Annotated in this window: 11 protein-coding genes; 6 read left to right on the plus strand and 5 right to left on the minus strand. The window is 65.4% G+C overall.

All coding sequences use genetic code 11. The annotated features are described in order from the left end of the window. Positions 1–40 precede the first annotated feature (40 nt). Both DV733_RS01930 and DV733_RS01935 read left to right on the plus strand, forming a co-directional pair. Complete coding sequence (locus DV733_RS01930) at positions 41–1,786, plus strand: excinuclease ABC subunit C (protein WP_049993501.1); 1,746 nt, start codon at positions 41–43, stop codon at positions 1,784–1,786. A gap of 47 nt (positions 1,787–1,833) precedes the next feature. Next, on the plus strand, positions 1,834–2,667 hold the full coding sequence (locus tag DV733_RS01935; protein WP_049993502.1) for a hypothetical protein: 834 nt from the start codon (positions 1,834–1,836) through the stop codon (positions 2,665–2,667). Positions 2,668–2,804: 137 nt separating this feature from the next. On the opposite strand, the gene purH is transcribed toward DV733_RS01935, so the two are convergent. Together purH and DV733_RS01945 are read right to left on the minus strand one after the other, a co-directional pair. Next, positions 2,805–4,385, minus strand: a complete 1,581-nt coding sequence (gene purH, locus DV733_RS01940) for a bifunctional phosphoribosylaminoimidazolecarboxamide formyltransferase/IMP cyclohydrolase (protein WP_049993503.1) — start codon at positions 4,383–4,385, stop codon at positions 2,805–2,807. Positions 4,386–4,459: 74 nt separating this feature from the next. After that, positions 4,460–5,143, minus strand: coding sequence for a LiaF transmembrane domain-containing protein (locus tag DV733_RS01945; protein WP_049993504.1), 684 nt, complete (start codon positions 5,141–5,143; stop codon positions 4,460–4,462). Positions 5,144–5,247: 104 nt separating this feature from the next. Here DV733_RS01945 and purB point away from each other — a divergent pair, with 104 nt between their 5' ends. Then, entirely contained in the window at positions 5,248–6,633 is a 1,386-nt protein-coding gene (gene purB / locus DV733_RS01950) for an adenylosuccinate lyase (RefSeq protein WP_049993505.1), read from the plus strand. A 15-nt stretch (positions 6,634–6,648) separates the two neighbouring features. Here purB and DV733_RS01955 read toward each other — a convergent pair whose 3' ends face one another. Further along, positions 6,649–6,876 (minus strand): helix-turn-helix domain-containing protein, encoded by a 228-nt coding sequence (locus DV733_RS01955; protein WP_049993506.1) that lies wholly within the window; start codon positions 6,874–6,876, stop codon positions 6,649–6,651. Positions 6,877–7,072: 196 nt separating this feature from the next. Between DV733_RS01955 and DV733_RS01960 the strand changes: the two genes are divergently transcribed. From DV733_RS01960 to DV733_RS01970, 3 genes are all read left to right on the plus strand, one after another. Beyond that, entirely contained in the window at positions 7,073–7,867 is a 795-nt protein-coding gene (locus tag DV733_RS01960; RefSeq protein ID WP_049993507.1) for a helix-turn-helix transcriptional regulator, read from the plus strand. 51 nt (positions 7,868–7,918) lie between these two features. Continuing rightward, entirely contained in the window at positions 7,919–10,816 is a 2,898-nt protein-coding gene (locus DV733_RS01965) for a DUF7282 domain-containing protein (protein WP_049993508.1), read from the plus strand. Between the two features lie 70 nt (positions 10,817–10,886). Next, on the plus strand, positions 10,887–12,212 hold the full coding sequence (locus DV733_RS01970) for an MFS transporter (RefSeq protein WP_049993509.1): 1,326 nt from the start codon (positions 10,887–10,889) through the stop codon (positions 12,210–12,212). A 4-nt stretch (positions 12,213–12,216) separates the two neighbouring features. On the opposite strand, the gene DV733_RS01975 is transcribed toward DV733_RS01970, so the two are convergent. After that, positions 12,217–12,474, minus strand: coding sequence for a hypothetical protein (locus DV733_RS01975; RefSeq protein ID WP_049993510.1), 258 nt, complete (start codon positions 12,472–12,474; stop codon positions 12,217–12,219). Positions 12,475–12,511: 37 nt separating this feature from the next. Beyond that, the gene (locus tag DV733_RS01980) at positions 12,512–13,597 is read right to left on the minus strand and encodes a M20 family metallopeptidase (RefSeq protein WP_049993511.1); all 1,086 of its coding nucleotides are present in this window, start codon (positions 13,595–13,597) and stop codon (positions 12,512–12,514) included. Position 13,598: the final 1 nt, after the last annotated feature.

Below are 13,598 nucleotides of genomic sequence, written 5' to 3' on the forward strand. Positions count from 1 at the left end.
ACCGTGTCGTTGAAGCCGTCGCTCGCGCTAGAGCCTGGCGATGAATGCGGACGCGGTCCGCGACCTCGCCACCGACCTCCCACGAGAGCCCGGCGTCTACCAGTTTCTCGACGGTGCGGGCGACGACGCCACAGTGCTCTACGTCGGCAAGGCCGTCGACATCCGCGACCGCGTCCGGTCCTACGCCGACCCGCGCGGCGAGCGTATCCGCCAGATGGTCGCCCGGGCCGCGACGATCGACACCGTCGTCACCGACACCGAGACCCAGGCCCTGCTGCTGGAAGCAAACCTCATCAAGCGCCACCAGCCCCGCTACAACGTCCGGCTGAAAGACGACAAATCCTATCCACTCGTCCAGCTCACTGACCACGCCGTCCCGCGGATCGAGATCACCCGCGATCCCGGCGAGGGCGCGACGGTCTACGGACCATTCACGAACAAGGGTCGGCTCGAAACCGTCGTCAAAGCCGTTCGGGAAACCTACGGCCTCCGGGGCTGTTCGGATCACAAATACGCGAATCGGGATCGGCCCTGCCTGGATTACGACATCGGACTCTGTACTGCCCCCTGCACCGGCGAGATCAGCGAGAGTGACTACCAGGCCGACTGCGAGGCGGTCCGGCGCTTCTTCGAGGGCGAGACCGGTGTGGTCGCCGACCCGCTCCGGCGGGAGATGCAGGAGGCCGCCCAGAACGAGGAGTTCGAACGCGCCGCGAACCTCCGCGATCGGCTGGAGGCCGTCGAATCACTCCACGGCGGTGGTGGCGACGCCGTCACGGACGAACGCGAGCGCGAACGCGCGGTCGACGTCCTCGGCGTCGCCGTCGAGGGCGAGTCCGCGACGGTCGCCCGCCTCCACAGCGCCGACGGCTCGCTCGTCGATCGCGAGCGCCACCGACTCGACGCTCCTGAAGGCGAGCACGCCGGCGCAGTCGTGGGCGCGTTCGTCGCTCAGTACTACGCCGAGCGTGAACTCCCGGATGTGCTGCTGCTGTCGGATCGGCCCGACGACACGGACCTCCTGAACTGGCTCGACAGCGAGGGCGTCGAGGTCCGCGTTCCGGGTGCGGGCCGGGAGGCAACGCTCGTGGATCTGGCCCTGAAGAACGCCCGTCGGCAGGGCGGCGAGCGCGACGAGAGCGCCGCACTCGCGGACGCGCTCGGCCTCGACCGCGCGCGTCGAATCGAGGGCTTCGACGTGAGTCACGCCCAGGGCAAAGCCGTCGTGGGAAGCGACGTCACGTTCGTCGACGGCAGCCCCGAGAAGGCCGACTACCGGCGGAAGAAACTCGACGAGCGCAACGACGACTACGCCAACATGCGCGCGCTGGTCCGCTGGCGCGCCGAGCGCGCGGTGGAGGACCGTGACGACCGCCCGGACCCCGACCTGCTGCTGATCGACGGCGGCGAAGGGCAACTCGGAGCCGCACAGGACGCGCTCGCGGAGACGGGCTGGAACGTCCCCCTGATCGCACTCGCCAAAGCCGAAGAACTCGTGGTGACCCCCGATGGCGTCGAACGCTGGCCCGATGACGCACCCCACCTGCACCTCCTCCAGCGCGTCCGCGACGAGGCCCATCGCTTCGCCGTCCAGTACCACCAGACCCTGCGAGACGAAGTGTCGACGGCGCTGGACGAAGTTCCGGGCGTCGGGCCCGAGACCCGCAAGCAATTGCTCGGCCACTTCGGGAGCGTCGCGGCGATCAGGGAGGCTTCGGCGGAAGAGCTGCAGGCAGTCGACGGTGTCGGAGCGGCGACCGCAGAGACGATCGAGCGTCATCTGTAAGTGAATCAGTAGCTATATATTCCTCGCCAGGTCGTGTTGAAACAGCTATGATACGGTCGAAATTGGTTCCTCTGACGCTTGCGCTCGTCCTCGTTGCGGCGAGTGGGTGTCTCGGGGCAGGAACGGACGATCCGACGAACAGTAATTCCGCGATCTCCAGCGGGATGGACGATTCCGAGGTCAGGTCGACGCTCGTCGCCGCGACAGAGGACGTCGACAGCTACACGGCGACGTTGGAGACGACGAGTTCCACCGGCGGTGACGAGTACGAGTCGACCTATCGGATTGCGATCGACCGCGAGACAGAGCGGGCGCGATGGAACTCGACCACGGAGGCGAACGGCGAGACGTACAACACGACGGCCCTCATCGACGGGTCGACAATCTATAGCACCAACGAGACGAGCGAGATCTGGACGAGACTCGACCACGTCGGCAGCGCCGAGTGGGAGGATGTCGACCGACTATCGACGTTCGTCACGCTGGCCGACCAGGCCAACGCGACCGTCGTCGGATCGACGACCGTCGACGGGGTGGGGGCGACCGTCCTCGAAGCCGACGTCGATCCAGAGACGTACGCGAGCGTCGTCGCCGACGAGAACGTATCGACGAACGCTATCGATCGATCGAACGTGACGGCGTCCATCCGCCTGGTTGTCGACAACCAGACGGGCCTTCCTCGGACGATAGAGATGCAACGGACAGAGACCTCGGAGTATTTCACCCACGAGTTGCATTCGACGATGACGATCGACGACTACGGCCCCGCCACGCAGATCGGGACGCCCCAGGAGACGGTCACCGCCACCGTCAGAACGGGCTCGGATAGCGGAACTGTGACCGTCGTCACCGCGAGCGCATCCCCGACCAAGGAAGAGTGAGGGAATCCCAGCAGCGTGAACCGCTCGATCAGAGTCGAGTGACCGTCGACATCCCGCCTGAAGCAACCGGTGCAACTGCGTCCTGACAGAAACACCGGAAACTCGCTTCGCCCGGTTTCGAGCCGCAGACACTCCAGTTAGTCGTGTCTGAAACACCGCGTCCCGGTCATGACCATCGCCATATCGTGTTCGTCGGCGGCCTCGATGACGCTGTCGTCGTTCTTCGAGCCTCCGGGCTGGATGACGGCCTCGATGCCGGCCTCGGCGGCGACCTCGATGTTGTCCGGGAACGGGAAGAAGGCGTCTGAGGCCATCACCGCGCCCTCGGGACCTTTCCCCTCGGCGTCCTTCTCGGCTTTCATCTCGGCGATCCTGACCGCGTCGACGCGGGAGACCTGCCCGGCTCCGACGCCCACGGTCTCGGTGCCCTTCGCGAAGAGGATGGCGTTCGATTTGACGTGCTTGATTGTCTGCCAGGCGAAGAGCATCGACTCGATCTGCTCGTCGGTGGGCTCGCGCTCGGTGACGACTTCGAGGTCCTCGGCCGTGAGGGCCTGTTGGTCCCGCTCCTGGACGAGTCGCCCGCCGACGAGGTCCTTCTCGGTCAGCGTCTCCGTCACGTCGAACTGGTCGCTCACGTCCAGCACGCGGAGCGAGTCTTTCTCGGCGAGGACGTCCAGGGCCGCGTCGGTGTAGCCCGGCGCGACGACGACCTCCTTGTAGGACTCGATGATCTGCTCGGCGGTCGCGGCGTCGCACTCGCGATTCAGGGCGACGATCCCTCCGAACGCGCTCTTTGGGTCCGTCGAGAGCGCGTCGGCGTACGCCTGCGAGATGGAGTCGGCTGTCGCGGCCCCGGCGGGGTTGGTGTGCTTGATGACCGCGCAGGCGGGCTCGTCGAACTCCTTGACGATGTTGAGGGCGGCGTCGGCGTCGTTGTAGTTGTTGTAGCCCATGCCCTTCGCGGCGTCGTTGAGTTCGGGCGCGTGGACGACGCTGGCCTCTTCACAGGTCGAGTCAGCGTAGAGCGCGGCGTCCTGATGTGGATTCTCCCCGTAGCGCAGGTCCGCGGCGCGGTCCTCGGACGTGACGCGGCGAGCCGGGAAGTCGCCGCCCTCGTCGCCTTCGACCGAGACGGTGCCGGCCTCGCGGTCGACAGTGACGCGGTCTTCGGCGAACCACTCGACTGCGCGCGGATAGGCCTTGAACTCGCCCTCGTAGAGGACGCGCTCTTTCAGGTCGTCGGCGTCGTCGCCCTCGAAGACCGGGATCGGTTCCTGGGTGACGATCGGTCCATCGTCGACGGTCTCGTCGACGACGTGGACGGTACAGCCGGTCTGTTTGACGCCCGCCTCCAGCACCTGCTCGTGGGCGTCCATGCCCGGGAACGCCGGCAGGAGCGAAGGGTGGACGTTCAGAATGGTCGGCTGGTTCGCGACGAAGTCCTCGGTGAGGATGCGCATGTAGCCGTCCATCGCGACGAGGTCGAAGTCGTACTCGGCGAGAGCGGCTTCGACGCGCTGTTCGTGCTCCCGGCGCGATTCGTCCTCAGCTTTCGGGACGACTTCCGTAGGAATGCCGCGCTCGGCAGCGGCGTCGAGAATCGGTGCGTCTTCGTCGTTCGAGAGAACGACGGCGAACTCCGCGCCACCGGGTGCTCGGTCGGCGATGTTTCGAAGGTTGCGGCCACGGTTGGAGGCCATACCGGCGAGTTTCATGTCTGATGGGGGGCGGGGGGCGCGCAAAGTAGTTGCGAAATCGGTGGGGTGAGACTGGTCGCCGAACAGTCGTCTCAATCGCGGACCGTGATATCACCGAACACCGGAACACCCGAGACGACCAGATCTGGGACATCCTTGTCGGGCTGGCTGGATCGCCTGTCCGTGACATCGCCGAGCACCGCCGTCGTATCGAAGCGAACGTCCCACGACTCGGGCACGAGAATCTCGACGTCGCCGAAGACGACGACGGCGTCGACGTCGGCGGTCCCGTGGACGGTCGCGTCCCGGAGGTCGAGTCGGCCATCGCCGAAGATGACCGTGAGGTCGGCGTGGGTGAATCGATCGCTGGAGACGCGGCGCTCGCCGTCCCCGAAGATCGCCAGGATCTCGACGTCGCTGTCGTCGCCGCTGGTCTGGACGTGGGATCGCCGCGTTGCGTCGCGACGCCGCTGGACCAGCAGCGACAGCCCGAAGAGGATGATCAACACGGGCCAGTACGTGCCGAAAAGCTCTCCGAAGGAGTAGTAGTCCAGCGCGACCAGCTGCCAGGCGATCCCGAACAGCAGGACGACGCCCGGGCCGAACAGATGCCGGAACCGATGGCGGATCAGCATGTAGAGCCCGAGAGCGATCACGACCGACGGGACGAACAGGAACACCTGGCTCGTCTCGAGGACGTCGGTGGTATCCAGCAGGAAGAACACCCCGATCAGGACGATGACACTCCCGGTGAGCCAGCGGCCACGGTCTGCCATGGCCGGGTGTGCGCCCGCCACCTACCTAATATTTCGGTCGCATGGCCGCTCGGTGTCGAATCTGCTTCGGCAGTCTTTTGCGGACTTGCCGCGGAGCCACAGCCATGACCGACCGCTCCGCACTGCAGGCCGTCTCGCCGCTCGACGGCCGCTACGCCCGCTACACGGAATCGCTCGTCCCCTACGCCAGCGAGCAGGCGCTCATGCGTGCTCGCGTGGAGGTCGAAGTCGAGTACCTGATCGCGCTGAGTGACCTCGACGTGACGCCCTTCGAGATCGACGCCGGCCAGCGTGCCGAGCTTCGCACACTCTACGAAGACTTCGACGAATCGGACGCCGAGATCGTCAAGCAACTCGAAACGTCGGGGTACAAGGACTATTCGGCCACGAATCACGACGTCAAGGCAGTCGAGTACTTCATCCGCGAGGGTCTGCCGGAGGGGCTCGACATCGCGAACTGGATACACTTCGGGCTTACCAGCGAGGACGCCAACAACCTCGCCCACCGACTACTGGTCAAGCCCGCCGTCGAGAACGTCCTCGTCCCCGAACTGCGTGCTGTCCGGGACGATCTGGTCGCGTTGGCCCAGGAAAATAAGGAGGTGCCGATGCTCGCCCGGACCCACGGCCAGCCCGCCACGCCGACGACGTTCGGCAAGGAGATGGCCGTCTACGCCGCCCGTCTCGGCAAAGCCATCGCCCGAGTCGAACGCGCCGCCGACGCCCTCTCCGGAAAGCTCGCCGGGGCCTCCGGGACCTACGCCGCCCATCACGCCGCCTACCCCGAGGTCGACTGGCCCGCCTTCGCCGCGGAGTTCGTCGGCTCGCTCGGCCTGGAGCACGAACCCCTGACGACGCAGGTCAACCCCTGTGACGACCTCCAGACTGTGTTCGACGCCCTGCGTGGGGCGAACAACGTCCTGCTCGATCTGGATCTGGACATGTGGCTCTACATCTCCGATCGCTACCTCGGCCAGGAGGCCGTCGAAGGCGAGACTGGATCGTCGACGATGCCCCACAAAGTCAATCCGATCGACTTCGAGAACAGCGAAGGTAATCTCACGAAGGCTAACTCCGATCTCGTCTTTCTGGGCGACTACGTCACCAAGTCCCGGCTGCAGCGCGACCTCTCAGATTCGACTGTCAAGCGCAACATCGGCGCGAGCTTCGCCCACTGTCTGATCGGCTACGACAAACTTCAGACCGGTCTCGGGAAGGTCTCGCCCAACGAGACGGTCATGCGTGAGGAGCTCGACGCCAATCCCGAGATCATCGGCGAGGCCGTCCAGACCATCCTCCGCCGAGAGGGCCACGGCGACGCCTACGAGCGTGTGAAGGCGCTGACGCGGGGCCAGCGTGCGTCGCTCGACGATTTCAGAGCGATGTTCGACGAACTCGACGTGCCCGAGAGTGTGCGCGAAGAGCTGCGAGCAGTGACGCCTGCGACGTACACTGGCGTGGCGGACGAGCTGGTCGAGAAACTGGAGTGACACCGATCGAGGGATTCAAACGGCCCACGTCGCCGGGTCTTCGAGCAGTCCGGTGTCGGGATCACCCTCACACCGTTCTTTCAACATTGTTGCGAGCGTTCGCGAGAGGCGTCGTCGGACCTCCGCTTCCGAGAGATCGAACTCCTCGCCAAGTTCCCGGACACTCACTCGGGGTGGCGTCTCGAAGTAGCCACGATCGAGTGCCGAGTCGAGAAGTTCGCGGTCGACGCTGTCGGTACCCATCTGTACTACCTGCTCTAGCGAGGCGTCCAGAGACGGGTAATTGTATGCTGCGAACGCTGACAGAACCCGAAAAGTGGGTTCTTCCCAGGAGAGAGCGCTCCAGACCGCGATACGGTCGAGAAACACACGTGCACGGTTCGCACATCGTGATTTTGGCCGAACACTTTAAACGGCCCGAGGTATTTCGACAACATCGATGGACACGCAGAGAGAGCTGGCGGCAGATCTGGTTCGCTCGCCGGCTCGAATCGGAATTCTACGGCACTTGCGGGACGGTCCAGCGACGAGATACGACCTTCGTGATGCGCTTGACTGCTCGCGGACGACCGTCGATCGAAATATCGAGACCCTCCGTGAGAAGGGCTGGATCGCCGACTCGGTCGACGGCTACGAGCTGACGACGAGTGGTGAGATCGTGTTGGAGGAGATGTCGGGCTATCTGGAGACGGTCGGGGCCGCCGCCCGCCTGCAGCCCATCCTGCGGTGGATGCCACCAGAGGCGTTCGATCTGGACGTCCGTCACCTCAGAGAGGCCGAGGTTGTCGTCGCGACCGAGAGCCGGCCGATGGCGATGGTCGACAGACACGCCCAGGCGGTCGAGTCTTCCCCGGAAATCCGGATGGTGACACCGGTCTTCAGCCCGCAGCCACTGGAGGCACAGTACCGGAACTTCGACCTCCCGGAACTCGACATCGAGGTCGTCGTCCCGCCGACGGTGGCGTCGACGTTCGTCTCGGATTCGCCAGCCGCGGACCGCCTCGCGGAGATGCGCGAGGCCGGCGCGGCCGAGATCTTCGTGACCGACGAGCCGATCCCGTACTTCGTCGGCCTGCTCGGCGACCTCGTCCAGATCGGTGTCGACGAGGACGGCCAGCCCCGCGGCCTGCTCGAATCGGAAGCCGACCCGGTCTGTGAGTGGGCTGTCGAGAAGTTCGAATCCTACAAGCGAACGGCCGAACCACTCGAGCGCTGGGCCGATACCGAGATGTGATATTTCGGTGTCAACATTTATATGAAGCGGCTTACCAGTGATAGCTGAAACGTGGACCGCCAGTGGAGGAGACGCGACGTACTCGGGAGCATCGGGAGTGCAACGGTCGGTGTTGCGGTCGCAGGGACGCCGGCCAGTGCCGATTCGTTGTCGAACCACAGGAACGTAGAGGTGTACGACGAAAACGGGACGAAACTCCCAGTCGCCGGGGATACCGGAAACCCGATCCTGGCGAACGACGTCACCCAGACGATCAGGATCGAGGCGTTCCCGCCGGATCCGGACGACGAGCCACTGAGCCAACAGGAGTTCCAGATCAACGCCGACGAGGATCCAGTCAGCGAAACGACCATCGACACCTACAGCGTACTCCAGGAGGCGAGCAGATTGGTGACGGACAACGAGAACTACTTGAATATCCCGTATAGAGAAGGCCAGATCGGCTATCTCACTGTAACTCCGATCGGAACGGGAGAAGAAGTGATCGTCCTCCGGGACAGCGGCGGGAATCGCGTGCAGAATCACGCCGGAGAGGACATCGTCTTCGACGTCCTGCGCTCGAATCTGGAGGTGGCTCTCGACCTCGGCCGCGACTCGGTCACGCCCGGCGAGTCGCTGACAGCAACGGTGACCGTGGTGGCGACCGGCGAACCGCTCCTCCGCGCCGACATCGCTCTGATTGATTCAAACGGTAACTGGATCGACAGCGCCCTCACCGACGAGTCCGGGCGGGCGACGATCGAGATACCGGAGAGCGCGCGACTTGGCGAGTACAGTCTGGAGACGCGACCGGCTGGCTACCAGCCGACCGCGGTGAGTTTTCAGGTCCGCTCACCGCCCGAATTCGACGAGAATCTAACTCTCTATCCACAGAGCGACCAGGCGATCTCCGGGACATCCTCGGCTGAGCAAGGGACGACATATACAATCGAAGTGGCTGGCCCCGGGTTCATAGAAGACGCAGAGACCGAAGTACAGGCCGACGGCACCTTCTCGGCTGCGTTCGACCTGCGTTCGCTGAGTGCTGGTGACGAAGTGACTGCGAGAATCGATGGCCTCGACGAAGTCATCTATACGCTGGAGTCACCGCCGGCGGCGACGGTCACGATGAATCCGCAGATCAGCCAGAACGGGGACATCGTCACCGTCAGCGAGGCCTTCCTGCCCGAGGGCGGTTACGTGGTCATGCACGACGCGAACTCCGGCGACGTCATCGGCCACACGGCCTACTTCGAACCCGGAACCTACGGAGACGTCGACGTCCTCCTCGACGAGCGCCTCCCTGGCGGTGAAAACGACGTCATGGCGATGCCACACCTGGACAGCGACGGTGACGAGGTCTACGACTTCCCGGATTCCGACGGCCCGTACGTGGCCGATGGTGAACCAGTGACCGATACTGCGGTCGTGTCCGTCAGTCGGACGCCGGCTAGCTTCGAGGTCACGAGCTTCGACGCGCCGGACACTGTCACATGGGGTGACTACGTAACCGTCACGGCGAGAATCGAGAACACTGGCAACGTGGAAGCGACCCAGCCGGTCGAATGCCGGATCGACAGTGGAGTGGTCACCACGCGGACCGTCACGCTCGGCGGTGGCGCGAGCCAGGCGGTCGAGTTTACTTTCCAGGCCGTCGACGCTGGCAGGTTCACGCTCGGCGTGTACACCGACGACGACAGCCAGACCGGCCAGCTGACCGTCGAAACCCCGCAGACCACGACGACTACGACGACCGATACACCGGTCAGGGACCCACCGACGACCCCAGCGGCCCCTTCTGGTTCCCAATTCAGCGACAACGGGAGTCCCGAAGACGAGTCCGGACTTCCGTGGCTACCACTCGGGGCCGGCGTGGCCGTCAGTGTTGCTGGCTTGGTCGGCTGGCTCAGTTTCACCAACACGGACGACAGACCCACCGGCAACGCAGGTGAGGCCCCCCCGCAAAACGGTGGGGGATCTTCCCCATCGGACGGAGGTGATGCTTCTCCGTCGGACCCGGAGAGTGCTCCGCAGTCGACTGCAGACAGACCGGGACCGGACGCGGGTCAATCGCCGACGAACACCTCGGATCGAGGGCCGACCGAACAGGCCTCGAACGACACCCGGCAACGAGGGGCCGCAGTCGACTCGGAGGGTACCAGATCGGCCGAACCAGAGTCACCACTCGCGACCGGTGTTCGAGACCTCTCGAACGTGAATCGATTGGGTCGGCGCGGCCCGCTCGACGTGTACACGGCAGTCCACGCGGACGTGGCTGACCCCGTTCGGGTGCTGACGGTTGCAGACGGAGTGGACGTCGACGACGATCTCGAAGCAGGATTCCGTGACGCAGTCCACGGCTGGCGCAACCTGAGTTCGCACCCGAACGTCGTAACGCTGCAGGACTGGGGGACCGACCCGGTCCCGTGGGTGGCGACGGAGATGGTAGCAGACGCGACCCCCTTCGGTGCGTACGAGGCCGACCCCGACGTTCTCCTAGACGTGCTCTCGGACGTCGTCGAGCCAGTCAACACCGCAAGTCTCTACAGTGCGACCCACGGCAACCTCACCGACGAAACCGTCCTGATCGCCGACACCGAACAGGGTCCGACGGGGCTGGTCGACGACTGGGGTGTGAACCGAGTAGTCGAACGTGCGCAGGACGAGACGTGGCTGACGCCGTACACCGCGCCGGAGCAACTCGAAGCCGGCACTGGCGGTCGGTCGACGGAGGTGTTCGCGCTCGGTGCGCTGGCATACGAGGCCCTGGCTGGTGAGCCACCGTTCCCGGAAACCGACGACGAGACGCGGTATCTCGACGCGGTGCGGCGAGGGCCGACTCCACCGAGCGAACGGGACGGGAGCGATCCGGCCCTCGACGGGCCGATCCTGCGGGCGCTGGCCGCCGACCCCGAGCAGCGCCACTCGTCGGTCACCGCGTTCGACGCCGCGCTTCGGAACGAACGGTAGGTGGTCGGGGTACTGCGAGAGTGGCTCGGAGACCGAAGGCTCACAATCCCCTCGTCCATAGAGCAGTCAGATGGGATCCGAGACGGACACGCGCGTCCTGACGCTGGCGTTCGCGCGGATGGCCGACGCCATCGGCAACTCCTTTCTGATCATCGTCCTCCCGCTGTACATCGCAAGCGGCGAGATCTCGCTGGCGGGTATCGCCGGCACCGAGATCTCGGTGCCAGCCATTGCCGGCACCGATCCTCCCGGATTCGTCTTGCAAGAGGAGACGCTGATCGGGATCGTCCTCTCGCTCTTTGGGCTGCTCAACAGCTTCGGCCAGCCGTTCACGGGTCGGTGGTCCGATCGGACCGGCCGACGACGGGCGTTCGTCCTCGGTGGGCTCGTGTTGTTCGGGATCGGCAGCGCGGCCTATCCGCTCACGTCGACGTACTGGTCAGTCCTCGGCGCGCGGGCGCTCCAGGGCGTCGGCGCTGCCTTCACCGTGCCGGCGACGGTCGCACTCATCAACGATTACGCCGCGAGCGACGCCGAACGCGGGGGTAACTTCGGCGTCTACAACACCTTCCGGCTGATCGGCTTCGGCTTCGGGCCGATCATCGCGGGGATCGTCGTCACCGGCGGACTCGCAGCCGAGGGCGTGGTCTCCTACGATCTGCTCGGCCAGGCAGTCTCGGGGTTCGACGCCGCCTTCGGGGTCGCCGTTCTCGGCGCGATCATCAGTTTCGCGCTCGTGCTGCTGTTCATCGAGGATCCGCCCGCCGCCGGAGAGGCCGCGAGCAAGGACCTCTCGATCGCGATTCGCGGCCCGGACGGCCGCGGACTCGACTCGGTGTTCGTCCTCGGGATCGGGACCTTTCTCATGGCGACGACGATCGCGCTCTTTGCGACGCTTGAGGGACCTATCCGCGCCCGACTCGACGAGACGACGTTCATGTTCAGCGTCCAGTTCGCCGCGGTCACGCTCGCGAACGTCGCTCTCCAGGTGCCGGTCGGCCGCGCCAGCGATCGCTACGGCCGCCGCCCGTTCGTCGTCGCCGGCTTCGCGCTGTTGATCCCCTCGGTGTTCGTCCAGGGCGTCGTCGTCGATCCCTGGTCGATGCTCGCGGCTCGATTTGTGCAGGGCATCGCGGTCGCGCTCGTGTTCGCGCCGTCGCTGGCGCTCGCCGGCGACATGGCGAGCGAACGCGGGTCGGGCACGACCCTGTCGGTGCTGACGATGGCGTTCGGGCTCGGCGTCGCCGCGGGACCACTGGCCTCGGGCATCCTCTACAATCTCGGGAGTTTCGAGACCCCGTTCTTCTTCGGGGCCGCGCTGAGCGCGCTCGCGTTCGTGCTCGTCTACTCCCAGGTCGAGGAGACGCTCGGTCAAGGAGCGACGACAGTCGAGTGAGTGTTCAGACGCCCGAGAGCTGGATTCCCCTGGCGACGACGTAGATCAGGACGACGCCAGTGCCGACTGCGAGGATCAATTGCCCGATGACGACGAACAGCAGTCCAAAGACGGTGCTTGAGGCGACGCCGAGCACGATCGGAACCAGTCCCACGACCGCGAACAGGAGGATCAGTCCCAGCAGTGGGTACGCTTCCGTCCAGATCTGCTCGAAGTCGAACGTGCGCGTCTCGAGATCGACGAACGGTGGGGAGGGCGACATCGAGACACGTCTTCGAACACTCGCGACAAGTGTCTTTTCACTGGTGTCCGAGCAGCACTCGCAGCGTCTCTCTGAGGGCGTCGGCCGCCGCGTGCACGTCGGGCAAGCGGACGTACTCCCGGTCGCTGTGGGCGACTGCACCCTCCTCGTCGGCGAGTACCCCGGGGCCGAAGACGACGGTCGGCGCGTCCTGGGCGAAATATGAGGCTTCAGTCGCTGCTCCGAACGGGCGAACCTCGCCGCCGCTGGCGTCGGCGAGCGTGCGTACGAGCTCGGCGTCCGGGTCCGTATCGAAGGCCTCGAAGAAGGGCGTCTCGCGCTCGCTGAACGCGACCCGGAGATTCATCCCCTTCGGGAGCCACTGGTAGCAGTGCTCTTCCAGCCCCGCCCGGAATCCGTCGGCCGTCTCCGGCGGGACGCTTCGACGGTCGAAGGTGATCGTACACTCCGCGGGGACCTGATTCTTGACTTCGCCACCCTCGATCATGGTGGGGGTGAGCGTCGGCCATCCTAACTGTGAGTGCTCGCCCGGCCCCGCCTTCTCGTCGTAGGTCTCCATGGCCTGCATGATCGGGCCGGCGGCGCGGACGGCGTTCTGCCCACTCGACGGCTCGGCGGCGTGAGCGCTCGTTCCAGTGACCGTCACAGTCCCGTCGAAACGGCCTTTGGCCGCGGTGCAAACATCCAAGCCAGTGGGCTCGCCCACGATGTACCCGTCCGCGGAAAGCGTCTTGCGGAGGTGAGCCGCGCCAGTGGAGTCGGTCTCTTCGTCGGGCGTGATCGCGAGCGTGAGCGTTCCACGCTCGGGTTCGACCTCGAAGAAGGCCGCCAGGAGCGCCGCCAGCGGGCCCTTCGCGTCACACGACCCCCTCCCGCTGACGACCTCGCCGTCGCGGTCGTAGGGGACGTGCGGCGGGACGGTATCGATGTGCGTATTGAGGACGAGATGCGGTCCCTCCCGCCCACTCTCGCGGATCGCGAGAACGTTGCCCGCCCCGTCCACAGTCGGCTCGAAATGCTCTCCTTCGAGGGTCTCGACCAGCAGCGACCGCATCTCCGCGACAGAGTCGTGCGAGGGGGTGCTGACGGCTCGCTCGTGGAAGGATTCGATGTCGAAGGGCATG

This window comes from Halapricum salinum (assembly GCF_004799665.1).
GTDB lineage: Archaea > Halobacteriota > Halobacteria > Halobacteriales > Haloarculaceae > Halapricum > Halapricum salinum.

Excerpts from the sequence above, each read along its gene's own strand:
- DV733_RS01945 (WP_049993504.1), bottom strand. The coding sequence starts at position 5,143 with ATGGCAGACCGTGGCCGCTGGCTCACCGGGAGTGTCATCGTCCTGATC.
- DV733_RS01930 (WP_049993501.1), top strand. The coding sequence starts at position 41 with ATGAATGCGGACGCGGTCCGCGACCTCGCCACCGACCTCCCACGAGAG.
- DV733_RS01970 (WP_049993509.1), top strand. The coding sequence starts at position 10,887 with ATGGGATCCGAGACGGACACGCGCGTCCTGACGCTGGCGTTCGCGCGG.
- DV733_RS01935 (WP_049993502.1), top strand. The coding sequence starts at position 1,834 with ATGATACGGTCGAAATTGGTTCCTCTGACGCTTGCGCTCGTCCTCGTT.
- DV733_RS01980 (WP_049993511.1), bottom strand. The coding sequence starts at position 13,597 with ATGCCCTTCGACATCGAATCCTTCCACGAGCGAGCCGTCAGCACCCCC.
- purH (WP_049993503.1), bottom strand. The coding sequence starts at position 4,385 with ATGAAACTCGCCGGTATGGCCTCCAACCGTGGCCGCAACCTTCGAAAC.
- purB (WP_049993505.1), top strand. The coding sequence starts at position 5,248 with ATGACCGACCGCTCCGCACTGCAGGCCGTCTCGCCGCTCGACGGCCGC.
- DV733_RS01975 (WP_049993510.1), bottom strand. The coding sequence starts at position 12,474 with ATGTCGCCCTCCCCACCGTTCGTCGATCTCGAGACGCGCACGTTCGAC.
- DV733_RS01960 (WP_049993507.1), top strand. The coding sequence starts at position 7,073 with ATGGACACGCAGAGAGAGCTGGCGGCAGATCTGGTTCGCTCGCCGGCT.
- DV733_RS01955 (WP_049993506.1), bottom strand. The coding sequence starts at position 6,876 with ATGGGTACCGACAGCGTCGACCGCGAACTTCTCGACTCGGCACTCGAT.